The 25,174-nt window shown below is 74.7% G+C and carries 21 protein-coding genes and 3 tRNA genes; 13 read left to right on the top strand and 11 right to left on the bottom strand.

All coding sequences use genetic code 11. The features are described 5' to 3' along the window. Positions 1-15 precede the first annotated feature (15 nt). Positions 16-768 (top strand): sirohydrochlorin chelatase, encoded by a 753-nt coding sequence (locus tag ACGFX4_RS17375; RefSeq protein WP_393074595.1) that lies wholly within the window; start codon positions 16-18, stop codon positions 766-768. Between the two features lie 27 nt (positions 769-795). On the opposite strand, the gene ACGFX4_RS17370 is transcribed toward ACGFX4_RS17375, so the two are convergent. Together ACGFX4_RS17370 and ACGFX4_RS17365 are read right to left on the bottom strand one after the other, a co-directional pair. After that, positions 796-2,100 carry an MFS transporter gene (locus ACGFX4_RS17370; protein ID WP_393074592.1) on the bottom strand — a complete coding sequence of 435 codons (1,305 nt, stop codon included), beginning with the start codon at positions 2,098-2,100 and terminating at the stop codon, positions 796-798. Further along, on the bottom strand, positions 2,097-2,672 hold the full coding sequence (locus tag ACGFX4_RS17365; RefSeq protein WP_393074589.1) for an ArsR/SmtB family transcription factor: 576 nt from the start codon (positions 2,670-2,672) through the stop codon (positions 2,097-2,099). Before ACGFX4_RS17365 ends, ACGFX4_RS17370 begins: the two co-directional genes overlap by 4 nt. Before the next feature lie 110 nt (positions 2,673-2,782). Between ACGFX4_RS17365 and ACGFX4_RS17360 the strand changes: the two genes are divergently transcribed. The 3 genes from ACGFX4_RS17360 to dnaG all read left to right on the top strand — a co-directional run bounded on the left by ACGFX4_RS17360 (position 2,783) and on the right by dnaG (position 6,407). Next, positions 2,783-3,127 carry a hypothetical protein gene (locus tag ACGFX4_RS17360; protein ID WP_393074586.1) on the top strand — a complete coding sequence of 115 codons (345 nt, stop codon included), beginning with the start codon at positions 2,783-2,785 and terminating at the stop codon, positions 3,125-3,127. A gap of 70 nt (positions 3,128-3,197) precedes the next feature. Beyond that, positions 3,198-4,487 carry a deoxyguanosinetriphosphate triphosphohydrolase gene (locus ACGFX4_RS17355; protein ID WP_393074584.1) on the top strand — a complete coding sequence of 430 codons (1,290 nt, stop codon included), beginning with the start codon at positions 3,198-3,200 and terminating at the stop codon, positions 4,485-4,487. 9 nt (positions 4,488-4,496) lie between these two features. Beyond that, complete coding sequence (dnaG, locus tag ACGFX4_RS17350) at positions 4,497-6,407, top strand: DNA primase (RefSeq protein WP_393074581.1); 1,911 nt, start codon at positions 4,497-4,499, stop codon at positions 6,405-6,407. Here the strand turns inward: dnaG and ACGFX4_RS17345 are convergent. Both ACGFX4_RS17345 and ACGFX4_RS17340 read right to left on the bottom strand, forming a co-directional pair. Then, complete coding sequence (locus tag ACGFX4_RS17345) at positions 6,379-7,368, bottom strand: hypothetical protein (protein ID WP_393074578.1); 990 nt, start codon at positions 7,366-7,368, stop codon at positions 6,379-6,381. The two genes, dnaG and ACGFX4_RS17345, sit on opposite strands and share 29 nt — an antisense overlap. Further along, positions 7,365-8,168 (bottom strand): MerR family transcriptional regulator, encoded by an 804-nt coding sequence (locus ACGFX4_RS17340; RefSeq protein WP_393074575.1) that lies wholly within the window; start codon positions 8,166-8,168, stop codon positions 7,365-7,367. The genes ACGFX4_RS17345 and ACGFX4_RS17340 overlap by 4 nt, the downstream gene beginning before the upstream one ends. A gap of 132 nt (positions 8,169-8,300) precedes the next feature. Between ACGFX4_RS17340 and ACGFX4_RS17335 the strand changes: the two genes are divergently transcribed. Beyond that, on the top strand, positions 8,301-8,975 hold the full coding sequence (locus tag ACGFX4_RS17335; protein ID WP_393074572.1) for a heme oxygenase (biliverdin-producing): 675 nt from the start codon (positions 8,301-8,303) through the stop codon (positions 8,973-8,975). A 77-nt stretch (positions 8,976-9,052) separates the two neighbouring features. Here ACGFX4_RS17335 and ACGFX4_RS17330 read toward each other — a convergent pair whose 3' ends face one another. Together ACGFX4_RS17330 and ACGFX4_RS17325 are read right to left on the bottom strand one after the other, a co-directional pair. Continuing rightward, on the bottom strand, positions 9,053-10,561 hold the full coding sequence (locus tag ACGFX4_RS17330; RefSeq protein ID WP_393074569.1) for an HtaA domain-containing protein: 1,509 nt from the start codon (positions 10,559-10,561) through the stop codon (positions 9,053-9,055). Between the two features lie 41 nt (positions 10,562-10,602). Continuing rightward, positions 10,603-12,072, bottom strand: a complete 1,470-nt coding sequence (locus ACGFX4_RS17325; protein ID WP_393074567.1) for an HtaA domain-containing protein — start codon at positions 12,070-12,072, stop codon at positions 10,603-10,605. Between the two features lie 166 nt (positions 12,073-12,238). On the opposite strand from ACGFX4_RS17325, the gene ACGFX4_RS17320 reads away from it, so the two are divergent. From ACGFX4_RS17320 to ACGFX4_RS17305, 4 genes are all read left to right on the top strand, one after another. Continuing rightward, positions 12,239-13,249: a hemin ABC transporter substrate-binding protein gene (locus ACGFX4_RS17320; RefSeq protein ID WP_393074564.1), complete on the top strand. Its 1,011-nt coding sequence runs from the start codon at positions 12,239-12,241 to the stop codon at positions 13,247-13,249. Next, positions 13,246-14,331, top strand: a complete 1,086-nt coding sequence (locus ACGFX4_RS17315; RefSeq protein WP_393074561.1) for a FecCD family ABC transporter permease — start codon at positions 13,246-13,248, stop codon at positions 14,329-14,331. The genes ACGFX4_RS17320 and ACGFX4_RS17315 overlap by 4 nt, the downstream gene beginning before the upstream one ends. Continuing rightward, entirely contained in the window at positions 14,328-15,227 is a 900-nt protein-coding gene (locus ACGFX4_RS17310) for a heme ABC transporter ATP-binding protein (protein ID WP_393074558.1), read from the top strand. The genes ACGFX4_RS17315 and ACGFX4_RS17310 overlap by 4 nt, the downstream gene beginning before the upstream one ends. Positions 15,228-15,298: 71 nt before the next feature. Beyond that, entirely contained in the window at positions 15,299-16,405 is a 1,107-nt protein-coding gene (locus tag ACGFX4_RS17305) for an RNA polymerase sigma factor (RefSeq protein ID WP_393074555.1), read from the top strand. Between the two features lie 19 nt (positions 16,406-16,424). On the opposite strand, the gene ACGFX4_RS17300 is transcribed toward ACGFX4_RS17305, so the two are convergent. The 3 genes from ACGFX4_RS17300 to ACGFX4_RS17290 form a co-directional block, all read right to left on the bottom strand. Beyond that, positions 16,425-17,831 carry a glutamate decarboxylase gene (locus ACGFX4_RS17300; protein WP_393074552.1) on the bottom strand — a complete coding sequence of 469 codons (1,407 nt, stop codon included), beginning with the start codon at positions 17,829-17,831 and terminating at the stop codon, positions 16,425-16,427. Positions 17,832-17,918: 87 nt separating this feature from the next. Continuing rightward, positions 17,919-19,352: an FGGY family carbohydrate kinase gene (locus ACGFX4_RS17295; RefSeq protein ID WP_393074549.1), complete on the bottom strand. Its 1,434-nt coding sequence runs from the start codon at positions 19,350-19,352 to the stop codon at positions 17,919-17,921. A 9-nt stretch (positions 19,353-19,361) separates the two neighbouring features. Continuing rightward, positions 19,362-19,655 (bottom strand): hypothetical protein, encoded by a 294-nt coding sequence (locus tag ACGFX4_RS17290; RefSeq protein ID WP_393074546.1) that lies wholly within the window; start codon positions 19,653-19,655, stop codon positions 19,362-19,364. A 309-nt stretch (positions 19,656-19,964) separates the two neighbouring features. Here ACGFX4_RS17290 and ACGFX4_RS17285 point away from each other — a divergent pair. Further along, positions 19,965-20,037, top strand: a tRNA-Asn gene (locus tag ACGFX4_RS17285). A 5-nt stretch (positions 20,038-20,042) separates the two neighbouring features. Further along, positions 20,043-20,115, top strand: a tRNA-Asn gene (locus ACGFX4_RS17280). A gap of 117 nt (positions 20,116-20,232) precedes the next feature. Here the strand turns inward: ACGFX4_RS17280 and ACGFX4_RS17275 are convergent. Together ACGFX4_RS17275 and ACGFX4_RS17270 are read right to left on the bottom strand one after the other, a co-directional pair. Next, positions 20,233-20,982: a trypsin-like serine peptidase gene (locus ACGFX4_RS17275; RefSeq protein ID WP_393074543.1), complete on the bottom strand. Its 750-nt coding sequence runs from the start codon at positions 20,980-20,982 to the stop codon at positions 20,233-20,235. Positions 20,983-21,095: 113 nt separating this feature from the next. Continuing rightward, positions 21,096-21,944: a trypsin-like serine peptidase gene (locus ACGFX4_RS17270; protein ID WP_393074540.1), complete on the bottom strand. Its 849-nt coding sequence runs from the start codon at positions 21,942-21,944 to the stop codon at positions 21,096-21,098. A 210-nt stretch (positions 21,945-22,154) separates the two neighbouring features. Here ACGFX4_RS17270 and ACGFX4_RS17265 point away from each other — a divergent pair. Further along, positions 22,155-22,228 (top strand) — tRNA-Ile (locus ACGFX4_RS17265). Positions 22,229-22,409: 181 nt separating this feature from the next. Further along, complete coding sequence (locus ACGFX4_RS17260; RefSeq protein ID WP_393074537.1) at positions 22,410-25,106, top strand: PKD domain-containing protein; 2,697 nt, start codon at positions 22,410-22,412, stop codon at positions 25,104-25,106. Positions 25,107-25,174: the final 68 nt, after the last annotated feature.

The raw sequence follows: 25,174 nt of genomic DNA, 5'->3' as shown, positions 1-25,174 counted from the left end.
GGCGAGGCTCTTCCCATGACCGTGATCCCGTTCGCCGGCCCCACCGCCCCGCCGAGGGTGCTGCACGCCGCCCGCCGCCCGGCCCTGGTGCTCGTCGCCCACGGTTCGCGCGACCCCGCCGCGGAGGCGGAGATCCGCCGCCTGCTGGCCGCCGTCCGCTCGGCCCGCCCCGAGCTGGACGTCCGCCTGGCGCACCTGGGGCTCAACGCCCCGCTGCTGCCCGACGTGCTCGCCGAGCTCTCCGGCCGGGTGGTGCTCGTCCCGCTGCTGCTCGGCCGCGGCTACCACGTCAAGGTGGACATCCCCGAGGCGCTGGCCGCCGCACCGCACGTCCACGGCACGGTCGCCGACCCGCTCGGGCCGGACCCGCTGCTCACCGACGCGCTGCACGCCCGGCTGCTGGAGGCCGGCTGGGCCGGCCAGCCCGTGGTGCTCGCCGCCTCCGGCTCCCGGGACCCGGACGCCGCCGTCGACACCGGGGCGCAGGCCGCGCTGCTCGCCGCCCGGCTCGGCGTCCCGGTCCGTCCCGGCTACGTCGCCGCGGGCGGCCCGAGCGTCGCCGGGCAGGTCGCCGCACTCACCGCGGAGGGCCACCCGGAGACCGCCGTCGCCGGTTACTTCACCGCGCCCGGCGACTTCGCCCGCCTGGCGGCCGCGGCCGGTGCGACCCTGGCCTCCGCCCCGCTCGGCGCCCACCCGCTGATGGCCCGCCTCGTCCTGCACCGCTACCAGTCCGTCGTCCGGGCCCCCGTGCGCCTGGCGGTCTGACGCCCGCACCGCACCCGGGCCGGTTTCTCAGGCGGCCAGGGCCGCGGTCGGGGCCGGGGCGGTGTCGGGGAGCCGGAGGGGCTCGGTCGGCAGGTCGCGGCAGGTGCGGAGCGGGGAGAACCAGAGGATCAGGGCCGCCAGCGGCACGCCGGTGGTGAGGATCCACATCGCGGGGAGCACGCCCAGCCGGTCGCCGAGCAGGCCGCCGACCAGCGCGCCGACCGGGATCGCCCCGAAGTTGAGGACGGCGCTGCTCGCGGAGAGCCGGCCGAGCAGCTCCGGCGGGCAGTAGCGCTGCTGGAAGGTCGACTTGATGACGTTCCCTGCGACGACGCCCGCCGAGACCCCGAAGCCGCCGACCACGTACAGCGCCAGCCGGGCCCCGCCCGCGGTCAGCGGGACGAGCACCGCGAGCGAGGGCAGCGCCAGCTCGAAGAAGAGCATCGCCCGGGCGGTGCCCATCCGTGCGGCGACCCGGCGGGCGACGGCCGCGCCGACGATGCCGCCGGTGGAGGCGACCGCGGCGAGCACGCCGACCGCGCCCTCGGTGACGCCGACCTCGCGGATCAGGAAGACGACGATCAGCGACTGGTACCCGGTGAGCATCAGGTTGGAGGTGGCGCCGAAGAGCGTGAAGGTGCGGAACCACCGGTCGCCGGCGACCAGCCGCAGGCCCTCCGCGATCTCCTGCCGCAGCGCCCGCTTCGGCCGTTCGGCGCGGGCCGGCTCGCGGTGACGGATCCGCCGGGTGCACCACAGCGAGAGCGCGAACGTCCCGCTGTTGGCGAGCAGGCCGGAGACCGGCCCGGCGAGCTGGGCGAGGAGTCCGCCGGCGCCGAGGCCGACGATGCCGGCGGCGGAGGCGCTGCCGTGCAGCTTGGCGTTGCCCTCGGCCCGGTCGGCGGGGTCGAGCAGGCGGGGCAGGTAGGCGGTGTACGCGGTCTGGAAGAACACCCCGGCGACGCCGGTGGCGAGGGCGACCACCAGCAGTTGGGCGAGGCTGAGCACGCCGAAGTGCGCGGCGACGGGCACGGTCGCGAAGAGCAGCAGGGAGGCGGCCGAGGCGGCGAGCATGATCGGTCGGCTGCGCAGCCGGTCGACCCAGACGCCCACCGGGAGGCCGATGAGCAGCCAGGGGAGCCAGCCGGCGGCGCCGAGCAGGCCGACCTGGAAGGTGGAGGCGTGCAGGGCGGTGACCGCGATCAGCGGCATGGCGAGGCCGGTGACGGCGGAGCCGAGCTTGTTGGCGGTCTCGCCGGTCCACAGCAGGCGGAAGTCGCGGTGGCGGCGCAGCAGCCCGCCGGTGGTCTCGGTGCTCGTCCCGGTACTCATGGGGTTTCCTTCCGCGGCAGGGCCTGGAGCTGGAGCAGGACGGGGCGGGCCGCCGGATCGGGTTCGGCGTCCGGGTCGGGCGTGTGGCGTTCGATGACGTCCGTCAACTCGTCGATGAGCGAGCGCAGTTGGGCGGGCGTGAGGCGGAGCTTGTTCCAGTCGGAGACGGTGCCGGCGCCGCGCCACTCCTCGGGCCACTCGGTGGCCATCGAGTCGGCGACCCGCTGGTACTGGGAGCGGAGCAGCTCGGCGAGGTAGACGTCGAGGGCGGCCCTGGTCTGCGGGTCGCGGTCGAAGTCGGTGGTGTTGAGGACGTTGCGGCTGCGGGTGGCGCGCCACCACCGCTCGCGTTTGGTGCCGCGCTCGGGCTCGTCCTCGATGAAGCCGTGCTCGGCGAGGTGGCGCAGGTGCCAGCTGATGGTGCCGGTGGACTCCCCGAGCCGGTCGGAGAGCTTCGCCGAGGTGGCGGGGCCGTTCTCGCGCAGCTCCTCGAGGATCCGCATGCGCAGCGGGTGGGCGAGGGCGCGCAGGCTCCTGGCGTCGATCTGACGGCGGGGCAGTTCCTGGTTCATGCCTCCACTCTAGGGTTGCAGAGGATTCTCTGCATAGGGTTCTTTGCAGAGAATCCTCTGCATCATGGAAATCGCCCTGCCGCCCCGGCCCCGCGTGGCAGACTCCGCCCGTGGACCGACTGGCATCCCCCCTCCGCTTCCTCACCGAGCTCATCGCCTGGGTGGCCACGCCCTGGGCGCTCGCCGGGCACTCCGTCCCGCTGGCGGTCCTCTCCGTCGTCCTGCTGATCGGCCTGCCGACCGTCTTCGCCACGCCCGGCGACAAGAACCAGGTGATCGTCCCGGTCTCCGGCCGGGTCACCATCGCCCTGGTGCTGCTCCAGCTGGTCGCCGCCGTGGTGGCCACCTGGGCGGTCTGGCCCGGCTGGGCCGCCGCCGCCACCTCGCTGCTCGCCGCCGCCTGCCTGCTGACCGAGCAACCCCGCTGGCAGCGCCTGCGCACCACGGGGAGTTAGCGCCGCCGCCGGCCGGTCTTTGCGCGGCGCACGGTGCAATGTCGGTCACCGGGCGTACGGTGAGTGGCATATGAACGACACCACCCGGTACGAAGCCACCCCGTACGACCCGCAGGCCGAGGCCCGCTGGGTGCCCGAGCCGGACAAGCGGCCCGGCCGCACCGCGTTCCAGCGCGACCGCGCCCGCGTCCTGCACTCGGCCGCGCTGCGCCGGCTGGCCGGCACCACGCAGGTGGTGGCGCCGATGCGCAGCGACTTCCCGCGGACCCGGCTCACCCACTCCCTGGAGTGCGCGCAGGTCGGCCGCGAGCTCGGCGCCGCCCTCGGCTGCGACCCGGACCTGGTGGAGGCCGGCTGCCTGGCGCACGACATCGGCCACCCGCCGTTCGGCCACACCGGCGAGGAGGCGCTCGACCAGGCCGCGCAGGCGTGCGGCGGCTTCGAGGGCAACGCCCAGTCGCTGCGCATCCTGACCCGCCTGGAGCCCAAGCGCTTCGCCCCGGCCGACGAGGAGCCCGCCCGGCTCGCCCCCTGGCCCGGCCGCAGCGTCGGCCTCAACCTGACCCGCGCCGCGCTGGACGCGGCCACCAAGTACCCGTGGGCCCGGGGCGGCCACCCCACCGATCCGGCCTCCACCAAGTACGGCGTGTACGGCGACGACCTGCCGGTCTTCCGCTGGCTGCGGGCCGGCGCGCCGGACGGCCGCAAGTGCTTCGAGGCCACCGTCATGGACTGGTCCGACGACGTCGCCTACTCCACCCACGACGTGGAGGACGGCCTGCAGGCCGGCCACATCGACCCGGCCGCGCTGCGCGGCTCGGAGGAGCGCGCCGAGCTCTTCAAGATCGCCGAGCGGTACGCGCCCGACGCCGCCCCCGCGGAGCTGGCCGAGGCGCTCGACCGCCTGCAGGCCCAGGAGTGGTGGCCCCGCGCGTACGACGGCACGGCCCGCGCCCGGGCCGGCCTCAAGGACCTCACCAGCCAGCTGATCGGCCGCTTCTGCCTGGCCGCCGAGCAGGCCACCCGGGCCCGGTACGGCCCCGGCCCGCTGACTCGGTACGCGGCCGAGCTGGTCGTCCCGCGCGGGGTGCGGCTGGAGTGCGCGGTGCTCAAGGCCGTCGCCGTGCGGTACGTGATGCAGCGCGACGAGCAGGCCCAGCTGCGCTCCCGGCAGCGGATCGTGATCGCCGAGCTCGCCGACGTCCTGATGCGCGACGCCCCGCACGGCCTGGATCCGGTGTTCGCCGTCCTCTACGACGAGGCCGAGGACGACCGGGCCGCGCTGCGCGCCGTGATCGACCAGATCGCCACCCTGACCGATGCCTCGGCCCTCGCCCTGCACGCCAGACTGGTCCCGTAGAATTTCCCGGTGGCTGGTCGGATCCGGGATGAAGACGTGCAGGCGGTGCGCAACGCGCTGCCCATCGACGCGGTCGTCGGCGACTACGTCCAGTTGGCGAACGGTGGCGGGGCGCAGCTGAAGGGCGTCTGCCCGTTCCACGACGAGAAGTCCGCGTCGTTCTACGTGCACCCGGGCAAGGGCGTCTTCCACTGCTTCGGCTGCGGTGAGAGCGGCGACACCATCACCTTCCTGATGAAGATCGAGCACTGCTCCTTCGCCGAGGCGGTGGAGCGGATGGCCGCGCAGGCGGGCGTCACGCTGCGGTACGAGGAGGGCGGCTACAGCCCGCGCCACCAGCAGGGCGAGCGGACGCGGCTGGTCGAGGCGCACAAGGTGGCGGCCGCCTGGTACCAGGAGCAGCTGGCCTCGCCGGAGGCGGAGATCGGCCGGCGGTTCCTCGCCGAGCGCGGCTTCGACGAGGAGGCGGCCAAGCACTTCGGCGTGGGCTACGCCCCGGTCGGCTGGGAGCACCTGGTGCGCTACCTGCGCGGCAAGGGCTTCAGCGACAAGGAGATCTCGGTCGGCGGCCTGGCCTCGCAGGGCCAGCGCGGTGGCCTGATCGACCGCTTCCGCGGCCGGCTGGTCTGGCCGATCCGGGACAGCTCGGGCGACGTGGTGGGCTTCGGCGCCCGCCGGCTGCGCGAGGACGACAACGGGCCGAAGTACCTGAACACCCCCGAGACGCCGATCTACAAGAAGTCGAACGTGCTGTACGGCATCGACCTGGCCCGCAAGGAGATCGCCAAGTCGGGCCGGGCGGTCGTGGTCGAGGGCTACACCGACGTGATGGCCTGCCATCTGGCCGGTGTCACCACCGCGGTGGCCACCTGCGGCACCGCGTTCGGCGAGGACCACATCAAGATCATCCGCCGGCTGCTGATGGACACCTCCGCCTACCGCGGCGAGACGGTGTTCACCTTCGACGGTGACGCGGCCGGCCAGAAGGCCGCCCTGCGTGCCTTCGAGGACGACCAGAAGTTCGCCGCCCGCACCTCCATCGCCATCACCCCCGGCGGCATGGACCCGTGCGAGCTGCGCCTGGCCAAGGGCGACGACGCGGTCCGCGAGCTGATCGAGAACCCGGTCCCGCTCTTCGAGTTCGCCCTGCGCTCGGCCGTCGACCGGCACCGGGTGGACACCGCCGAGGGCCGCGCCGCCGCGCTGGAGGAGGCGGCGCAGATCATCGTGAAGATCAAGGACCGCTCGATCCAGCACGAGTACGCCGTCCAGCTGGCCGGCATGCTCGGCATCCTGGACGAGCAGTTCGTGGTCCGCCGGATCGGCCAACTCGCCCGCTGGCAGCGCGAGAACGAGAAGAACGGCAGCCAGCGGCCCGGCGCCCGCCGCACCGGGGCGCCGGCCGCCCCGGTGGTGCCCGCGCAGCCCGCCTACCGGCTCAACCCGCGCGACCAGTCCCAGTTCGTCGAGCGCGAGCTGCTCAAACTCGCGCTCCAGCACCCCGAGTTGGTCAGCCCCGCGTTCGACCAGTACGGCGAGGAGGAGTTCCCCACCCCGCCGTACCAGGCGGTCCGGCGGGCCATCGGCCAGGCCGGTGGCGCGGCGTACGGCGCCGCCCTGCCGGACTTCGTCGGCGCGGTCCGCGAGGTCTGCCCGGACGACCAGGTCCGCGGCCTGGTCACCGAGTTGACCGTCGAACCGATCCGCTCCCGGCGCAAGGCCGACGAGCTCTACGCGGGCGAGTTCCTGGTCAAGCTGCGCCTGCAGGCGGTGGAGCGCCGGATCGAGGAGTCGCACAGCTACCTGCGGCGGCTCGGCAACCGGGCCACCGAGGAGCAGCAACTCGCCGTCCAGGGTGAGCTGTACGCGCTGCAGCAGTACAAGGCGATGCTCAAGAGCCGGGGCGCGGCGGGGCTGTGACCCGGTCGGCGGCCCGCGCCGCGGTGAGCGCGGCGACGGCGGCCGCCGGGTCCTCGGCGTAGAACCGGAAGGCCCGGGCCTCGGCCGGCCCGCCCAGCGCCCTCAGGTAGCCGAGCGGGGCGGTGAGTTCGACGGTGACCGAGGTCTGCGAGGCGATCGCCAGATCGGCCGTGCCGTCCGCCGAGACCGCGCCCAACCTGCCCTCCGGGTAGGCCCGTTCGAGCCGGACGGCGGAGATCGACCCGGCCGGGATCCGGATGTCCAGCAGCGCGCCGTACCGCAGCCGCAGCGAGCCGTCCGCCCCGACCACGTGCGGTCGCACCACGCAGGACGCGTGCAGCGCCGCGACGAACCAGACACCCCACACGTCCAGCACCAGGGTGACCGCGTGCACCACCGGCCAGGGAATGACCAGCGCCAGCGCCACCGTCTCCACCACCGAGACGAACAGGAACACGCCCACCGCCAGCGTCTGCCCGGACGCGTACGCCACCGGCACGTCGCCCGGGCCCACGCCGTGCGGGCCGCGCCGGACCAGCAGGCGCAGCATGCTGGTGGACAGCGACCACTCGTGCGCGGCCAGCCGCCGCACCGTCGGCGGCACGGTGTCCGCGACCGCCGCGAGCAGCGCCTCCCGGCGGCGTCCGGGCCGGGCGCGGCGGTGCCGCCGGTAGTCGGTGGCCAGCAGGACGGCCGTACCGAGGGTGAGCGCGAGGACGGCCAGTTCGACGGCGAGCCGGGCCGGGGCCGGGACCCGTACGCCGCTCAGCAGGCAGACGGCCAGCACCAGTTCCCCGGGCAGCAGCGCCGCGACCCCCCAGCGTACGGCCCGCCGCAGCCCTCGCAGCCCTCGCAGCCCTCGCAGCCCTCGCAGCCGCACCGGCCCGCCGGCCCGGCCCGCGGCATCCCCCGGGCCGTCGGCGCGGGGGAGCGCGGCCTCCGGCCGTGGTGCGGCGGTCATCGGGCACGCTCGCGGAGCAGCTCGATCGCGCGGAGGACGGCCGCGGCCTGGGCGGGCGCGAACTCGGCGAGGAACGCGTCGGCGAAGCCGCCCCGGCCCTCGCCGATCCCGCCGTCCTGCGGCGGCAGGTTCAGGGCCCCGAGCGCGGCGTCCGGGACGGCGTCGGCCATGGCCTGCGCGGTCCGTTCGACCCGGGGGTCGTCGGGCGCGGCGGAGAGCAGCTCGTCGAGCAGCGCGTAGACGTCGTACGCGCGCGCCATCGCCTGCGGGTCGGCGCCGAAGGAGGCCTGCAGGCCGGCCAGCCAGCCCTGGTGGGCGTGCCCGCCGGGGCCGTCCAGCAGGGCGAGCAGGCGGCGCTCCGCGGCGGCGGACTGCGGCTCGGGGCCGGTGCGGCGCTCGGCCTCGGCGGCCATGTCGGCGAAGAGCGCGGCCAGTTCGGGGGAGACCGGCCCCTCGGCGGGCAGCCGGCCCGCTTCGCCCGCCTGGGCGAGCAACTCGGCGAGCCGGCAGCGCCGTTCGCGGATCGCGGCCTCCTGCCGGGCCAGGTCGGCGTCCAGTTCGGTGAGCACCTCGACCAGGTCCCGCCCGGCGTCCTCGGCGACCACGTCGCGGACCTCCTCCAGGCTCAGCCCGAGTTCGGTGAGCCGCCGGATCCGGGCCAGCAGGGCGGCGTCCCGCAGGGTGTACTCGCGGTACCCGTTGGCCTGGCGGAGAGGTTCGGGCAGCAGGCCCACCTGGTGGTAGTGGCGCACCGCGCGGGTGGTGATGCCGGCCAGGCCGGCGAGCTCTCCGATTCGCATGGCCCCAGTAGAAACCCTGCCGTTGCGACAAGGTCAAGGCGGAACAGCCGCCGGACCAGCGGGGCAACCATCTTGACTTAGGTTAGGCTAACCAAACAATATGAGGGCGTTCCCGATCCCCGGAGGCCCCCGATGCCCACCCCCGAGCAGCAGCTCACCCCCTTCTCCACGGTGCTCCGCACCGCCAGCAGCGCCGAGCACGAGGCCGCGGAGAACTCCTCCTTCATGAGCCACCTGCTCGGCGGGCGCCTCGGCGTCGACGCCTACGCCGACCTCACCGGCCAGCTCTGGTACGTCTACCGGGCCCTGGAGGAGCGGTTCGAGGAACTGGCGGCGCACCCCGTCGCCGGACTGGTCACCACCGGCGCCCTGCTGCGCACCGCGGCCATCGAGCGCGACCTGGAACACCTCAACGGGCCCGACTGGCGCTCCCGCGTCGCCCCGCTGCCGGCCACCGCCGCGTACGTTGCGCGGATCGGCGAGCTGGCCGAGGAGTGGCCCGTCGGGTACGTCGCCCACCACTACACCCGCTACCTGGGCGACCTGTCGGGCGGCCAGATCATCCGCGGCGTGGCCGAGAAGACCTGGGGCTTCGAGCGCAAGGGCCCGGGCGTCCGGTTCTACGTGTTCGAGGAGATCGACAACCCCGCCGCCTTCAAGCGCGAGTACCGCGCGCGGCTGGACGCCGTCGGCGAGGCGCTGGACGAGATGGAACGCCGCCGGGTGGTCGAGGAGTGCCGGCGGGCGTTCGTGCTCAACGGCGCGATCTTCCGCGACCTGGACGCCCGGTACCCGCTGAGCGCCTGAGAGCCCTTCGCAGGCCCGGGCCCCGGTGGACAACCTCCCACCGGGGCCCGGGCCTTCGTATCACCGCGGCCTTCGTGTCACTGCTCCGCGCCCCGGCGGCGCAGCAGGACGACCGTGCTGCCGCCGACCAGCACCAGCCCGGCCGAGACGGCGAGCAGCGGCAGGACGGGGGCGCCCGGACCGGTGGACGCCAGCTCGCCGCCGGACGAGGTCAGGACGGCGCCGACGGCCGTGGGCGCGGCGGTGGTGGGAGCGTCCGTGCTCGGGGCGCTCGTGGTCGGGGCGGTGCCCGGCAGCGCGGCGTCCTTGTCGAAGGAGAGCACCGCGGTGACCGGGTCGAGTGCCTCGCCGGCCCGGTAGCTGCCGAACGCCGGGGCGCCCTCGGCGGTCAGCGCGGCCGGGACGGCCTTCAGGGTCACCACGCCGTTGACGGGGGAGAGCTGCTGCCCCGACAGGTCGAGCGCGGCGAGCTTCACCCCGGTGAGCGAGGTGTCCTTGCCGTCGCGGGACTTGGCGTGCACGTCGGCGACCAGGAAGGCGCCGGAACGGTCGATCCGCACGCCCAGCTTCGAGAAGGTGGTGTCGAGCGCGTAGCTGCCGTCGGCCGCCGCGTGGCCGAGGAAGCGGACCGAGCCGCCGAACTCGGCGGTCACCGCGTGGGTCGCGGTGTCGTAGCCGCCGGTGGCCCCGCCGAAGCGGTAGTCGGCCGCGCCGCCGCCGAACTCCACCTTGCCGCCCGCGATCGGACCGGTCACGTACGTCCGGAAGCCCTCCTTCACCGACCACTCCAGCCGCCCGTTCACCACGGGAAGCAACGTCGCGCTGCCGGAGGCGGACGGGGACGCGCCGGCCGACGCCGAGCCGGACGCCGACGGCGAGGCCGAGGCCGATGCGGAGGCCGATGCGGAGACGGATGCCGACGCCGACGCGGACGCGGACGTCGAGATCGACGCGGACGCCGACGGCGAGGCCGGGCTCTGCTTCAGCAGCAGCGCCACCGGGTCCATCTCGCTGCCCGCCGCGTAGAACCCGGCGAACGCCTTCGCGCCCTGCTCGGTGAGGGCCGTCGCGGTCGGTACCCCGCCCGTGGTGTCCCGTCCGACAGTGAAGGTCACCAGCGGCACGTCGTCCCGCCGGGTGGCCTCCGGTGCGCCGACGGTCTCCTTGGACGCGGTGTCGGCGGTGAGCGTGCCGGTGGTGCCGGTGGTGGTGATCCGCAGGTCGCTCAGGGCGACGTCGAGCGCGCCGTGGTGCGCGGTGAACCGGACCCCGCCGGCGAAGCGGGAGTCGAGCACGTGGGTGGTGAGGTCGTAGGTGGCCGAGGTGAGGGCGAAGTGGTAGCTGCCGTCGGCGTTGGTGGTGGCTCCGCCGGTCAGTTCGACGGCGCCCTGCCCGACCGGGCCGGTGACGTACGTACGGAAGCTGCTCCTGACGCCCCAGTCGAGCGCGCCGGTGTCGTACGCGACGGTGGTGGGCGCGCCGCCGGCGGCGAGGGCGGGGGCGCCGAGCGCGGTCAGTCCGAGGCCGGCGGTGGCGGCGGCGAGGGCGGCGAGCCGGGTGCGGTTGCGGTGCGGGTGGCGGGACATCGGGTGGGTGGCTCCGTTCGGTGGCGGGGGGTGAGGGGAGGTCAGGAGGCGGTGCGGCGTCGGCGTCGCAGCAGCAGGGCGCCGCCGGCCGCGCCGGGCAGCAGCAGGGCTGCGGCCGCGGCGACCCACCAGCCGGCCGTGCCGCCGGTCGACGCGGCTGCGGCGGGAGCGGCGGGAGCGGCGGACGGCGCGGCGGACGCGGTGGAGGTGGGGGTGGGCGAGCTGCCGAGGTCCGGCAGGGGTGGCAGGGCGGTTCCGGGGACGAGGGCGACGGCGAAGCTCAGCGGGTCCATCGCGGTGCCCGCCGGGTAGAGCGAGCCGAACGCCTTCGAGCCCGCTTCGGTGAGCTGCAGGGGGAGTTCGACGGCCTTGAGCAGCCCGCCGTCGGTGGTGAGCGCGGTGGCCGGGAACTCCGCGATCGGTACGCCGGTGGCCTGCTGGACGGTGCCGTCGGGGGTGCGGCCGCGGACGTCGACGGTCAGCCGGCCCTGTCCGCCGGTGACGGTCACCGCGGGGTCGGCGAGGGTGAGGTCGAGGCCGAGGGCGTCGCCGTCCTGGAGGCCGGTGAACCGGACGCTGCCGGTGAACGCGGCGCTCAGCGCCCCGCCGCCGGGCTCGTACCAGCCCGTGCCGCCGATCCAGCGGAAGTACGCCCCGCCGTCCGCCGCGCCGTCGGCGGGCTGCCAGCGGCCCTTGGCGATCGAGCCGGTCACGTAGTCGCGGAAGGTCCGCCGGACACCCCAGTCCAGCGCGCCGGCGGCGAACTCCTGCCGTCCGGCCGCGGTCGGGGAGGGGGTGGCACCCGGGGCCGGGGCACTCGACGTCGGACCGGAGGGGGCGGCCGGGGTGGAGGAGGGGGCCGGGGCGTCGGCCTGCGCGGCGGGCCTGACGGTGACGGAGAGGGTGAGCGGGTCGAGGGCCGTCCCGGCCGAGTAGAAGCCGCCGAACGCCTTCGCCCCGGCCTCGGTCAGGGTGGTCGGCACCCGGCTGAGCGTCACGGTGCCCGAGGCGCCCCGCAGGTCGACGCCGGCCAGTGAGAGGTCGGCGAACCGGGTCTGCGCGGTGGTGGTGACCTTGCCGGTCTCCTTGGACTTGCTGCTGACGTCCGCGTACAGCCCGGCCGAGCCGTCCCCGGCGGTCCGGACGGCGAGCCGCCCGATGCTGAGGTCCAGCGCGTTGCCGCCCTCCCCGGGGTGGCCGGTGAACCGCACCCCGCCGGAGAACGCGGCGCTCAGCGCCCCGCTCGCGGGGTCGTACGTGCCGGTCGCCGAGTGGAACCGGAAGGTGCTGCCGCCGACCGTCGCGGCACCGCCGGTCAGGCTCCAACTCCCCTGGGCGATCGGCCCGGTGACGTAGGTCAGGAAGGACTGCCGGATGCCCCAGTCCAGCCGTCCACCGGCCACCTGGCCCGCTGCCGCCGACGCCCGCGGTGCGGGCAGCAGCAGGAGGGGAAGCAGGGCGAACAGGGTGGCGGCGGCCAGGCGGCAGCGCAGCCGCGCGGAGAGCGGCACGACGGATCACTCCTCGGAGAACGGCAGGCCGGGGCGAGGGCCGGCGAAGGACCCACCCCTTGCGTAAGTCAGGTAAGGCTAACCTAATATATGGGTCAAGAGCTCCGGCGCCGGCCTTCCCCGCGAAGCCGCCACCGGTCGGCAAGGCCCGAGGAGAGAACCAGAGTTGAGCAGAACCCACCGCACCCGACCGCGTGGACCGGCCGTCCTGCTGCTCGCCCTGCTCCTCGGCGCCTCGGCCTGCGCCGGCACGGCGGACACCCCGGCCGCCCCGCCGGCCGCCGCCCGCGCCGACACGGTCGAGCCACTGCCCGGCGCCGCCCCCACGCCCCGACTGCCCGCCACCACCGCCTCCGCGGACGGCCGGCAGGTGACCGTGGCCAGCGCCGAGCGGATCGTCCCGCTCAACGGCAGCCTGGCCGAGATCGTCTTCAGCCTCGGCCTCGGCCCGAAGGTGGTCGCCCGCGACGTGTCCACCACCTTCGAGCAGGCGGCCGGGCTGCCGGTGATCACCCAGGCGCACGCGGTGTCCGCCGAGGGTGTGCTCTCGCTGCACCCCACGGTGGTGCTGGCCGACCGGTCCACCGGCCCGGCGGAGGCCGTCGCACAGATCCGCGCCGCGGGCGTACCGCTGCTGGTGCTGGACGACGCCAAGCGGCTCGCCGACGTGGACACCCGGATCGCCGCCGTCGCCGCCGCCCTCGGAGTCCCGGACGCCGGACGGCAGTTGACCGAGCGCACCGACGCCAGGCTGGCCGAGGCCCGGGCCGCCGTACCGCCCGCCGCCCGCCGCCCCAAGGTGGCCTTCCTCTACCTGCGCGGCAGCGCCTCCGTCTTCCTGCTCGGCGGTCCGGACTCCGGCGCGGGCTCGCTGATCGAGGCGGCCGGCGGCGAGGACGCCGGGACCGCGGCCGGACTGAGCGGCGACTTCACCCCGCTCACCAGCGAGGCCCTGGTGAAGGCCGCGCCGGACGCGATCCTGGTGATGCGCAAGGGACTCGAGTCGGTCGGCGGCGTCGACGGGTTGCTCGCCCTCCCCGGGGTCGCCCAGACCCCCGCGGGCCTGGACCGCCGGATCGTCTCCGTCGAGGACGGCCAGCTGCTCAGCTACGGCCCGCGCACCCCGCAGGTGCTGCGCGAGATCACCGCCCAGCTCCACCCGGCGGCCGCCGAGTGACCACCGCCGCACCGGAGAAGGCCCCCGGACGGGCGGCAGCCCCCGCGCCGGAGAGGCCCCGCCGACCCGCCCTGCTGCTCACCGCGCTCGCCGCGGCGCTGCTGCTCTGCGCCCTGCTCGCGGCCGGCATCGGCGCTTACCGCATCCCGACCGCCGACGTCCTCGCCTCGCTCGCCCACCGCCTGGGCCTCGGCGGGCACCCGCTCGACCGGGTGCCCGAGTCGGTGCTGTGGAACGTCCGGCTGCCGCGGGTGGTCCTCGCCGTGCTGGTCGGCGGCTCGCTCGGCTGCGCCGGCGCGCTGATGCAGGGCGTCTTCGGCAACCCGCTCGCCGAACCGGCGGTGATCGGCGTCTCCTCCGGCGGCGCGGTCGGCGCGGTGGCGTGCATCGTGCTCGGCCTGGACGCGCTCGGCAGCTGGACGGTGAGCGCGGCCGCGTTCGCCGGTGGCCTGCTGACCGTGGTGGCCGTCTACGCGCTCTCCCGCAGCGGAGGCCGCAGCGAGGTGGTCACCCTGATCCTCACCGGCATCGCGGTCAACGCCTTCTGCGGGGCGCTGATCGGCCTGTTCCTGTTCACCGCCGACTCCGCCGCGATCAACCAGGTGACCTTCTGGCAGCTCGGCTCGCTCGCCCAGGCCACCTGGGCGCGGGTGCTCGCCGTCCTGCCGTTCGCCCTCGTCGGTCTGGCCGTCGCGCCGCTGTACGCCCGCCGCCTGGACCTGCTCGCGCTCGGCGAGCGCCCCGCCCGCCACCTCGGCGTGGACGTCGAGCGGATGCGCCTGGTGCTGATCACCGCGGTCGCCCTGCTGACCGCCGCCGCCGTCGCGGTCAGCGGCATCATCGGCTTCGTCGGCCTGGTCGTCCCGCACCTGCTGCGGATGGCCGCCGGGCCCGGCCACCGCCTCCTGCTGCCCGCCTCCGCGCTCGGCGGCGCGCTCGTCCTGCTCGCCGGCGACCTCGCCGCGCGCACCCTCGCCCAGCCCGCCGAACTGCCGCTCGGCGTCCTCACCGCCCTGATCGGCAGCCCGTTCTTCTTCTGGCTGCTGCGCCGCACCCGGACCCGCCAGGGAGGCTGGTCATGAGATTCCGCACCCGTCGTGAACTGCCCGAACGTCCGCTCCCCGGCGAGGAGTTGCTGCGCGCCGAACGGATCCGGCTGACCCTCGCGGGCCGTGAGCTGCTGGCCGGCGCCGAGGTCGCCGTGCGGGCCGGCGAGGTACTGGCCCTGCTCGGACCGAACGGCGCCGGCAAGTCCACCCTGCTCTCCGTGCTGGCCGGCGACCTCACCCCGACCGGCGGCGTCGTACGGCTCGCCGGCCGCCCGCTCGCCGACCACCGGACCGTCGAACTCGCCAGGCTGCGAGCCCTGTTGCCGCAGACCGCCGAGCTCTCCTTCCCCTTCCCGGCCGCCGAGGTGGTCCGGATGGGCCGCGCCCCCTGGGCCGGTACGGCGGCGGCCGCCGAGGACGAGGAAGCGGTCGCCGAGGCGATGGCCGCCACCGAGTGCACCGCCTTCGCCGCCCGCCCCTTCACCGCGCTCTCCGGCGGCGAACGGGCCCGGGTCGCCCTGGCCCGGGTCCTCGCCCAGCGCACCCCGCTGCTGCTGCTCGACGAGCCCACCGCCGCCCTCGACCTGCGCCACCAGGAACTGGTCCTCCAGGTGGCCCGCCGGCGCGCCGCGGCCGGCGACGGCGTGGTGGTCGTCCTGCACGACCTCTCGCTCGCCGCCGCCCACGCCGACCGGGTCGCCCTGCTCGCCGCCGGCCGTACCGTCGCCGCAGGTCCGGTGGCCGAGGTGCTGCGCGGCCCGCTGCTCAGCGAGGTGTACGGACACCCGGTCGAGGTGCTGCCGCACCCGCGCACCGGAACGCCGCTGGTCCTCCCCAGACGCGACCCCGGACGCGACCCCGGACGCGAGCCCGGACGCGAGCCCGGACACGCGCCCGGACCGGGCGCCCTGGTCCCGGAGGTGGCGTAACCCGCAAGGGTGGGTATCCCAGTGGGGTGGCGCGCGGCGGCCCCCAGACGCCGCGCCCGGCCCCTGGAGGGATGCCCGTGGAGCTAGCCGCTGTCCGCCGGCCCCAGGCCGTCACGGCCGAGGACCAGCTTGACCCGACCCCCGAGCCCGATCGCCCCGCCGCGCCCGACCATCTCGAAGAGCCCGAAGACCCCACCGGTGGAACGGACTTCACCCCCGAACAGGTCGAGGAGGAACGCCCCGAACCCGCCATCGACGAATCCGCCGGGCCGGCCGCCGACCTGCTGCGCCAGTACCTGCGCGAGATCGGCCGGGTCCGCCTGCTCACCGCCGCCGAGGAGGTCGAACTCGCCCGCCAGATCGAGGCGGGCCTGTTCGCCGAGGAGGCCCTGGACCGCACCCCCGACCTCGACGAGCGCTGCACCGACGACCTCGACCACCTCGTGGTGCTCGGCCGGATCGCCAAGCGCCGCCTGATCGAGGCCAACCTGCGCCTGGTGGTCTCGGTCGCCAAGCGCTACGTCGGCCGCGGCCTGACCCTGCTCGACCTGGTCCAGGAGGGCAACCTCGGCCTGATCCGCGCGGTCGAGAAGTTCGACTACGCGCGCGGCTACAAGTTCTCGACGTACGCCACCTGGTGGATCCGGCAGGCGATGAGCCGGGCGCTGGCCGACCAGGCCCGCACCATCCGGGTGCCGGTGCACGTGGTGGAGCTGATCAACCGGGTGCTGCGGGTGCAGCGCTCGCTGCTCCAGGAGCGCGGCGTGGAGCCGACCTTCGCCGAGGTCGGCGAGGCGCTGCAGCTCACGCCCGAGCGCGTCCGGGAGGTGCTGAAGCTGGCCCAGGAGCCGGTCTCGCTGCACACCCCGGTCGGCGAGGAGGACGACGTCGCGCTCGGCGACCTGATCGAGGACGCCGACGCCGCCTCCCCGGTGGAGTCCGCCGCCTTCCTGCTGCTGCGCGAACACCTGGACGCCGTCCTCGCCACCCTCGGGGAACGCGAGCGCCAGGTCGTCCAGTTGCGCTACGGCCTGGACGACGGGCGCCCGCGCACCCTGGAGGAGATCGGCCACCTGTTCGGCGTGACCCGCGAGCGGATCCGCCAGATCGAGGCCAAGACCCTGGCCAGACTGCGCGAGCACGCCTTCGCCGAACAGCTGCGCGGCTACCTGGACTGACCCGGCGCGGCGACCGGGATCAGTGGTGGAACGCCGTCCGGGCCGGGATCCCGAACTCCTTCAACGGCGCCGGCTGGGCCTCCAGTTCGGGCAGCAGCCGGGTCAGGTCGTCGAGCAGCAGGTCGGCCAGGTCGTGGGTGAACCCGTTGCGGCACACCACCCGCAGCACCGCCAGGTCCTCCCGGCCCTCCGGGAAGGTGTACGCGGGGACCTGCCAGCCGCGCTCGCGCAGCCGCCGGGACACGTCGAACACGTCGAAGCCGACGCCCTCGGCCGTGGTGAAGGCGAACACCGGCAGCTGGTCGCCGCGGGTCAGCAGCCGGAACGGCCCGAGCGCCTCGATCTTCTGCGCGAGGTATTCGGCGACCGTCCGGCAGGCCTGCTGCACCGCCCGGTAGCCCTCCCGGCCCAGCCTCAGGAAGGTGTAGTACTGGGCGACCACCTCGGAACCCGGCCGGGAGAAGTTCAGCGCGAAGGTCGGCATCTCGCCGCCCAGGTAGTTCACCCGGAACACCAGCTCCTCCGGCAGCGCCTCGGCGTCCCGCCACAGCGCCCAGCCGACGCCGGGGTAGACCAGGCCGTACTTGTGCCCGGAGGTGTTGATCGACGCCACCCGGGGGAGCCGGAAGTCCCAGGCCAGGTCGGGGTCGAGGAAGGGCGCGACCATGCCGCCGGAGGCCCCGTCCACGTGCACCGGCACGTCGAGCCCGGTGCGCTTCTGCAGGTCGTCCAGGGCGGCGCAGATGTCCGCGATCGGCTCGTAGCAGCCGTCGAAGGTGGAGCCGAGGATGCCGACCACGCCGATGGTGTTCTCGTCGCACTGGGCCACGGCCTGCTCGGCACCCAGGTGGAAGCGCTCGCCCTCCATCGGGACCAGCCGCGCCTCGACCTCCCAGAAGTTGCAGAACTTCTCCCAGCAGACCTGCACGTTGACGCCCATCACCAGGTTCGGCCGGGCGCCCGCCTCGTACCGCTCCCGGTTGCGGGCCATCCAGCGGCGCTTGAGCGCCATGCCGGCCAGCATGCAGGCCTCGCTCGACCCGGTGGTCGAGCAGCCCACCGCCGCGGCCGGGTCCGGGGCGTGCCACAGGTCGGCGAGGATCGCCACGCAGCGCTTCTCCAGCTCGGCGGTCTGCGGGTACTCGTCCTTGTCGATCATGTTCTTGTCGCGGCACTCCGCCATCAACCGGTCGGCGTAGTCGTCCATCGAAGTGGTGACGAACGTCGCGAGGTTGAGCTTGGCGTTGCCGTCCAGCATCAGTTCGTCGTGGATCAGCTGGTACGCCACCGGCGGCGGCACCGGCAGGCCCGCCAGCCGGTGCCGGGCCGGTGCCGTCTGCATCGCGCCGATCGGATCGACCGCGGCGGACAGCGGACTGACGGACAGCGGACGGTCGTTCTCCTCGTGACCTTGGTGCAGCGCCATGCCGGGATCCCTTCACTGGCCGGGATCCCCACGCTGCCACCGCCCCCGCGATGACGCATCTTCAGCTGCGCCGAAGGAGGCGGTCCGTCAGGAAGCGGTCTCCGGGTGGATCTGCTCCCGCACCGCGGCGAACTGCTGGCGCACCGCGCTGCCCACCGCCAGGTCGTGGTCCTGGTCCGGGGTCAGCACCGTCGCCCCCGGCAGCTCCCAGTGCGGCGGCTCGGCGGTGCCCGCGAGCGCCCAGGCGGCCTGCCGGGCCGCGCCGCGCGCCGCGTGGTCGCCGGCCGGCGGTACCACCACGGGACGGCCGAACAGCAGCGGGGCGATCTCCCGCACCGCCGGCAGCCGTCCGACCGCGCCGAGCAGGAACACCCGGTTCACCGCGACGCCGTGCGAGCGCAGCAGGTCCAGCGCGTCGGCGATGTTGCAGAGCATGCCCTCGACGGCGGCCCGGGCCAGGTGCTGCGGGCCCATCGACTCGGCGCGCAGCCCGGTCAGGGTGCCCGCCGCGTGCGGCAGCTTGGGCGTCCGCTCGCCGTCCAGGTAGGGCAGAAGCACCAGGCCGTACGAGCCGGGGGAGGACTGCAGGGCGAGCTCGCTCAGGCCCTCCGGGTCGGTGCCGAGCATGGCGGCGGTGGAGCGCAGCACCTGGGCCGCGTTCAGGGTGGCCACCATCGGCAGGTGCCGGCCGGTCGCGTCGGCGAAGGAGGAGACCAGGCCGGTCGGGTCGACCACCGCGCGGTCGTGCACGGCGAAGATGGTGCCGTTGCCGCCGAGCGAGACCACGGCGTCGCCGACGCCGAGGCCCAGGCCCAGCGAGGCGGCCATGTTCTCCCCGGTGCCCGCCGAGATCAGCAGGCCCTCGGGGGTGTGCCCGGCGGGCTCGGCGGGGCCGAGCACGTCCGGCACCCGCAGCTCGTGGCCGATCGCCAGCTTCACCAGGTCCTGCCGGTACTCGCCGGTGATCGGCGACCAGTAGCCGGTGCCGGAGGCGTCGCCGCGGTCGGTGGTGCGCCGCTTGACGGTGCCGAGCAGCTGGGAGATCAGCCAGTCGTGCGGCAGCAGCACCTCGGCGATCCGCTTGGCCGAGGCCGGTTCGAACTCGGCCAGCCAGCGCAGCTTGGCGATGGTGTACGTCGGCCCGGGGACCGCGCCGATCGCCTCCACCCACGGCTGCGGCCCGCCGAGCGCGTCCACCAGGGCGGCGGCCGCGCCGGCCGACCGCGGGTCGTTCCACAGGAGGGCGGGCCGGACCAGCACCCCGCCCGCGTCCAGCCCGATCAGGCCGTGCTGCTGGGCGGAGACGCCGATCGCGGTCACGCCCTCCAGTAGGCCGCCGGTGGCCGCGTCGCCCAGCGAGTGCAGCCAGGACTGCGGATCCACCTCGGTGCTGCGGGCGTCCTCGCCCTCCGGCACCGGATGGGGGGCCCGCCCCTGGCGCAGTACGGCGCCGGTCTCGGCGTCGCACGCGACGATCCGGGTGCGAGTGGTGGAACTGTCGATGCCCGCGACGATGCCCATGGCGAGATCCTACGGGCGGACGGTGCCCCAGTCGTCGTTCTCGGACTGCCGGTGCGCGAAGTACGGGACGCGGTCGGTCACCGAGTTCGGCAGCCGGTCGCCGACCTTGTCCGCGACCGCGCCGGCGGCCCGGCCCGCCACCGCGCCGGCCTGCTGCTTCGCCTTGCCGGCCGCGTCCTGGACCTTCGGGTTCTCGGTGATCTGCCGGGCCGCGTTGGCGATCTGCTCGTACCGGTGCCGGCCGGCCTTCGCCCCGAGGACGTAGCCGATCCCGACGCCCACGATCAACGTCACCTTCCACATGGTGCGGTTCCACCCTTCCTCGCGCCGGTACGGCGCCTACGAGCGATCCTGTGCCGCGTTGCCCTACCCGCCCGGCCGGGGTGCGAACCGCCCCGCCGGTGGCGGGTCCGGGCCAGCCCCGGACGGGGCGCCGCCGCCGTGCACCAGCATCCTCGCAGCGCCGCCCCCGCGCGCGCGGGGCGCGCCGGGGGGAGGGCCGGGCGAAAGGGATTGGCGAACCACCCCCCTGAGTGCGCTAATGTATGTCCCGCAGCGAGCGCCGAGCGGTCGGGGGAAGCCCCGGGGTGAGGCGGTCGGGCGGATGGTCAATCCTCCATAGCTCAATTGGCAGAGCAGCCGACTGTTAATCGGCAGGTTATTGGTTCGAGTCCAATTGGAGGAGCACGGTCCCCCATAGCTCAATTGGCAGAGCAGCCGACTGTTAATCGGCAGGTTATTGGTTCGAGTCCAATTGGGGGAGCAAGGAGCAGGAGGCCCTCCGGCGTCAGCCGGGGGGCCTCCTGCCGTTCCCGGTCCTGTCCTGGCCTTGGCCCTTGGGCCCTCAGGCGGGCCCTCAGGCGGGCCCTCAGGTGGGCCCTCAGGCGGTGGCGCGGCGGTACAGCTCGGCGACCCGGTCGTCGAAGGCGACGCTGTACGAGGTGTCGGCGGTGTCCCCGCCCTCCTGGTAGCCGCCGATCACGCCGACCACCTGGCCGGTACCGGTGACCCAGGGTCCGCCGCTGGTGCCCTCGGTGTAGCCGGCGCAGTCGAACCGCTCCTGGGTGGTGGACTGGGCGGTGGTCCGCACCCGGCAGCTGACCGGCGCCTCGCGCTCGTGCGGGTAGCCGGTGACGGTGACCTCCAGGCCGAAGCCCAGGCCGGTGCCGAGCCGGTTGCCGCCGAGCAGGTCCTCGATCCGCTTCCCGCCCTCCTCGCCCACGGCGAGGAAGGCCACGTCGGACTCCGGGTCCGCCGAGCGGGACCAGCGGCCGTCCACGAAGGTCGCGGTCACCGGCCAGCTCCCGTACGGGCTGTCCCCGTCGCGGTAGCCCGGGGCGAAGACCACGCCGTCGAGGGGGCGGTCACCGGCCCAGACGCAGTGCGCGGCGGTGACCAGCAGGTTGCCGCGGGGGCTGTCCACCACGCTGGCGGTGCACAGCCGGGTGCCGTCCTTGAACAGGACCCCGACCCGGTTGCCCGCGGTGTCCGCCGGGGCCGGGGTCGCCCTCGGCAGCGGAGCCGCCGAGGGTGGGTCGGCCGCCGCCCCGGTGGGACCGCAGCCCGCCAGCGCGCCCGTGGCCAGCAGCACCCCGCCCAGCGCCACCGCTGCCGCCCGCCGCCCGCCCATCCGTCCCGTCCCCGTCCGTCGCCCCGCCGGTACTGGTGCCCTGCCAGGACCGGTGCCGGGCCGGTCAAGGTGCCGGCGCGGTCGGCAGCACCCTACCGCCCGCGTGCGAACGGTCAGCCGCCGCCGCTCGCCCGCCGGTACAGCGCCCGCACCTGGTCACCGAAGTAGCTGCTGTACGAGGTGTCGGCGGTGTCCCCGCCCTCCTGGTAGCCGCCGATCACGCCGACCACCGTGCCGGTGCGGGTGGTCGGGTCCAGGTCGGTGACCCAGGGGCTGCCGCTGGTGCCGCCGGTCCAGTCGGGGCAGTCGATCCGCAACTGGGTGGGGCTCTGCTCGGTGGTCAGGTTGGCGCAGGTGATCGGGGCGTCCGCGCTGCTCGGGTAGCCGGTGATCTTCACCGTCAGCCGGTAGCCCGGGTCGGTGCCCAGCCGGTTGGCGCCGAGCACCTGCTGCACCTGCCGGCCGTCCTGCGCCTGCACGGTGGCGAACGCCACGTCCAGGTCCTGGTTGCCGCTGCTCTGCCAGCTCGGGTCGACGGTCACCGTGCCGAGCGGCCAGACGCCGTGCGGGGTCTCGCCGTCGCGGTAGCCCGGGACGAAGACCAGGTCGGTCCGGGCCGCGCCGCGGGGCGTCCAGACGCAGTGCGCGGCGGTGACGATCAGGTTCTGCCCGGGGCTGTCCACCACGCTCGCGGTGCAGAAGTGGTCGCCGTCCGGGCCGTTGGTGAAGACCGCGCCGACCAGGCTGTTGAGCGGGGTCGCCTTCGCGGTGTGCGTGGTGCCGCCGTGCGCGGCGACCGCGGCGCGCAGCCGGTCCCTGGTCCAGCCGTGCGCGGCCGCGGCCGCGGCGAGGCTGCCGCTCGCGGTCGGGCCGCCCGGCGCGCCGCTCGGACTCCCGGACGAGCCGCACCCGGACGCCACCAGGGCCACCGCCGCCAGTACCGCGCACCCGATCCGCCGCACACCGCCACCGCCCTCGCCCGAGCCGCCGATGATCGAGCTTCACCCGGCCCGCCGGCGCCCGCCACCGGGCTCGCGGCGGGGTACCCGGATGCGCCCCCGGCGCGCACCGCGACTGATCGACCGGCTATGCTGCCCGGGACGGCCCTGAGGGGCCGTCTGCTGCTGCCGGGGCCGCGGATGTCGACCCGGACGGCAGGACGCCGGGTCCGGGGGGCGGTAGCTCAGCCGGTTAGAGCAGGGGACTCATAATCCTCTGGTCGTGGGTTCGAGTCCCACCCGCCCCACCTCGGCAACCTAGAGCAGCCCCCACGCGGGCGGGCCCCCGACACGCCGTGATGTCACCCGGCGGGACGGTGGGTGGGGTAATCCGGACATCACCGGAGCCATCGGAGAACGCGCTCGACGGGGCGCCCCTCCGTGTGCGAATGTGTGCCGCTCGATCGTTCCAGGGGGAGTCCAATCGCCATGCGCCTGCGTCAGTCCGCCGCTCTCACCGCAGCCGCGGCGACCACCGTGTTCGGCTTCCCCGGCGCTGCCACGGCGGCGCCCGCCGGCACCACGCTGTACGTGAACAACGCGAGCGCCGCCTGCTCCGACAACGGCAGCGGGTCGCAGGCGCAGCCGTACTGCACGGTCTCCGCCGCCGCGGCCGTGGTGCAGCCCGGGCAGACCGTCCAGGTCGCGGCCAGCGAGACCTACTACCGGGAGTCGGTCAGGATCGTCCGGTCCGGGACCGCGGAGCAGCCGATCACCTTCCTCGGTCTGTCGACACCGCGGGCCGACAGCGTGGTCGCTCCCGAGCCGACGGGCGACAGTGCGTTCGTCCTCGCGGGCGTGCACGACGTCGTGGTGCGAGGGTTCACCGCCGGACGCATCGACGAGGCGGGGACGGTGCCGCTGGTCAGTGTCACCGACTCCTCGCGCGTCGTGCTGGACCGCAACTGGTACGCCCGTGGCGGGGTGCCGGCCGTCCGGATCGCCGGACCGGGCGACCATGTGACGGTCAGTCGCAGCGTCTTCACCCTCAACTCCGGCGGGGTGGGCGTGACGGGCGGCGCCCGGTCCACGCTGATCACCGGCAACGACTTCGGCGGCGCCCGGTCGGCGTCGATCGCCGTCGCCGACGCGCCGGACACCGGGGTCACCCACAACACGATCAGCAACTCCTGCGCGGAGAGCGTGCGGATCGACGGTGTCTCGCCCGGCGCCGTGATCGAGAACAACGTGGTCACCGCCAAGACCCGGGACGCCGTGCTCGCCGGCTGCGCGACCGCCGCGACGGGGCGCGGGGAGACCGAGATCTCGGTCTCGGCCGGGTCGGTCGACCGCACCAAGGTGGACTACAACACGGTGCACCCGTGGGCGGACGCGGCGGCGTACACCTGGGCCGGCACCCCGTACCGGACCGCCGCGGAGTTCAACGCGGCGACCGGCCAGGCCGGCCACGACGCGGACCTCGATGTCCTCTCCGATCCCTCCGCACAGATGACGACCTATCAGAAGCTGACCGAAGCGGACGTCCCGGCGATCGACTCCGCGGACCCGACCGCGCCGGGGGTCGACACCGACCTGTTCGGAACGGGGCCGGTGGACGACCCGGGAGTCGCCAACACCGGGCCGGGGGGATCCGTCCGGGACCGGGGAGCGTACGAGCTCACCGGGCAGTCCACGCCATTGCTCACCCTGGAAGGCGTCCGGGTCTCGCAGGGCCCCGCCCCGTTCGAGGTGAGGGCCACCGCCACGGGCGTCAACCGGTGGGGCGTGGCCCAGGCCGAGTACCTCTTCGACTTCGGCGACGGGACCGAGCCGGTCCGCTCGACGAGTCCGACGGTCACCCACGTCTACCAGCAGGCCAGCACCTACTCCGCCACGGTGGTCGCGACCGACACGCAGGGTGCCAAGGCCGCAGGCACCTCGCAGATCGTCTACGTCAAGCCGCCCGGCGACCTCGTGATGAGCTTCGCCACCCAGACCGACAGCGACCTGATCACGCGGGTCCAGGTCTACGACTCGTCGCCGTACCGGATCACCGGCACCGAGATCGACTTCGGTGACGGCAGCGCCCGGACGTCGGAGAGCAGGCACCACTACGCGGCTCCGGGCCGGTACACCGTCACCGTCACCGTCACGGACGAGGGCGGCCGGACGGCGCGTAGCTCCCAGGCGGTCGAGGTGCGGTGGCTGGACCCGCTGACCGAGCTCCAGCCCGGCGAGCGGGTCCAGCTCCTGGCCGGCAGCGGGTCCTGGCTGAAGTCCGCCGGGGCCAACTTCACCAACCGGTACTGGTCCCCGGCGGGGGGCCCGCCGGCGAACAGCCGGTACACCGCCCCGAACGACCGGGTGACGGCGGTCGCCGTGACCGTCGGGTCCGACCGGGTCGAGCGGGCCTTCACGCTGGTGAACGGCCGGATCTATTGCATCGACCGCAACGTCGGTGCCGACAACGGTCTCCCGCTCGGCGCGTGGTCGGACTGGGCGGAGGTCACCGGCGCGAGCCGGGCCGGCGTGCTGTCCGGGGTGACGAAGATCGCTGCTGCCTCGATCGGGGGCCGGACCCACATCGTGGCGCTCGCCGGGGGCCGGGTGTACGAGGCCTCCGGCACCAGTGGCTCCGGCGGGTGGTCGAAGTGGGGCGACATCACGGCGGCCGTCGGGTTCCCGGCCGGCGTCACCTCCATCGCGGCGGGCAGCACCGGCAATTCGCTGCACGTGGCGATGCTCGGCGCGGACGGGCACGTCCGGGTGGCGGACGGGAACTACGACCGCGGTACCTGGAGCGGTGGCGACGTGACGGCCGCGTACGGCGGTCCGCGTGCCGTCAGCCGGCTCGCTGCCGCGACCACGCCCGGATCGCGTTTCCACGTGGTGGCGATCTCGGGCGACCGAATCTACGAGACCACCGGCGACTACGCGGCCGGCTACTGGACCGGGTGGGCGGACGTGTCCGCCGCGACCGGCCGGGCCGACTTCGTGGAGGTCTCCGCCGCGGCCACCGGGAACACCCTGCGGCTCTTCGCGATCTCGCGCGACGGCAGGGTCCAGAACGCCAACGGGGACTACACCGCGGGCCGTTGGTCGGGCTTCGGGACCGTCAATGTGAATGGCAATACCGGGGTCCCCGGACCCGTGACCGCCGACGTGCTCGGCGCCGCCGGATTCTGACCATTCGGGACATTGTCGGCGGTTCCGGAAATCGAGTCGACGGAACAGTGGTTCGAATGCCAAGCTGT

This window comes from Kitasatospora sp. NPDC048365, assembly GCF_043200835.1.
In the GTDB taxonomy this organism is placed as follows: Bacteria; Actinomycetota; Actinomycetes; order Streptomycetales; family Streptomycetaceae; genus Kitasatospora; species Kitasatospora terrestris.
This window is presented reverse-complemented; position numbering and strand designations above follow the sequence as displayed.

Bases quoted from the DNA above. Each gene is read 5' to 3' on its own strand.
- ACGFX4_RS17275 (WP_393074543.1), bottom strand. From the start codon at position 20,982: ATGGGCGGGCGGCGGGCGGCAGCGGTGGCGCTGGGCGGGGTGCTGCTG.
- ACGFX4_RS17330 (WP_393074569.1), bottom strand. From the start codon at position 10,561: ATGTCCCGCCACCCGCACCGCAACCGCACCCGGCTCGCCGCCCTCGCC.
- ACGFX4_RS17355 (WP_393074584.1), top strand. From the start codon at position 3,198: ATGAACGACACCACCCGGTACGAAGCCACCCCGTACGACCCGCAGGCC.
- ACGFX4_RS17310 (WP_393074558.1), top strand. From the start codon at position 14,328: ATGAGATTCCGCACCCGTCGTGAACTGCCCGAACGTCCGCTCCCCGGC.
- ACGFX4_RS17340 (WP_393074575.1), bottom strand. From the start codon at position 8,168: ATGCGAATCGGAGAGCTCGCCGGCCTGGCCGGCATCACCACCCGCGCG.
- ACGFX4_RS17370 (WP_393074592.1), bottom strand. From the start codon at position 2,100: ATGAGTACCGGGACGAGCACCGAGACCACCGGCGGGCTGCTGCGCCGC.
- ACGFX4_RS17345 (WP_393074578.1), bottom strand. From the start codon at position 7,368: ATGACCGCCGCACCACGGCCGGAGGCCGCGCTCCCCCGCGCCGACGGC.
- ACGFX4_RS17300 (WP_393074552.1), bottom strand. From the start codon at position 17,831: ATGGCGCTGCACCAAGGTCACGAGGAGAACGACCGTCCGCTGTCCGTC.
- ACGFX4_RS17335 (WP_393074572.1), top strand. From the start codon at position 8,301: ATGCCCACCCCCGAGCAGCAGCTCACCCCCTTCTCCACGGTGCTCCGC.
- ACGFX4_RS17365 (WP_393074589.1), bottom strand. From the start codon at position 2,672: ATGAACCAGGAACTGCCCCGCCGTCAGATCGACGCCAGGAGCCTGCGC.
- ACGFX4_RS17295 (WP_393074549.1), bottom strand. From the start codon at position 19,352: ATGGGCATCGTCGCGGGCATCGACAGTTCCACCACTCGCACCCGGATC.
- ACGFX4_RS17305 (WP_393074555.1), top strand. From the start codon at position 15,299: ATGCCCGTGGAGCTAGCCGCTGTCCGCCGGCCCCAGGCCGTCACGGCC.
- ACGFX4_RS17375 (WP_393074595.1), top strand. From the start codon at position 16: ATGACCGTGATCCCGTTCGCCGGCCCCACCGCCCCGCCGAGGGTGCTG.
- ACGFX4_RS17260 (WP_393074537.1), top strand. From the start codon at position 22,410: ATGCGCCTGCGTCAGTCCGCCGCTCTCACCGCAGCCGCGGCGACCACC.
- ACGFX4_RS17290 (WP_393074546.1), bottom strand. From the start codon at position 19,655: ATGTGGAAGGTGACGTTGATCGTGGGCGTCGGGATCGGCTACGTCCTC.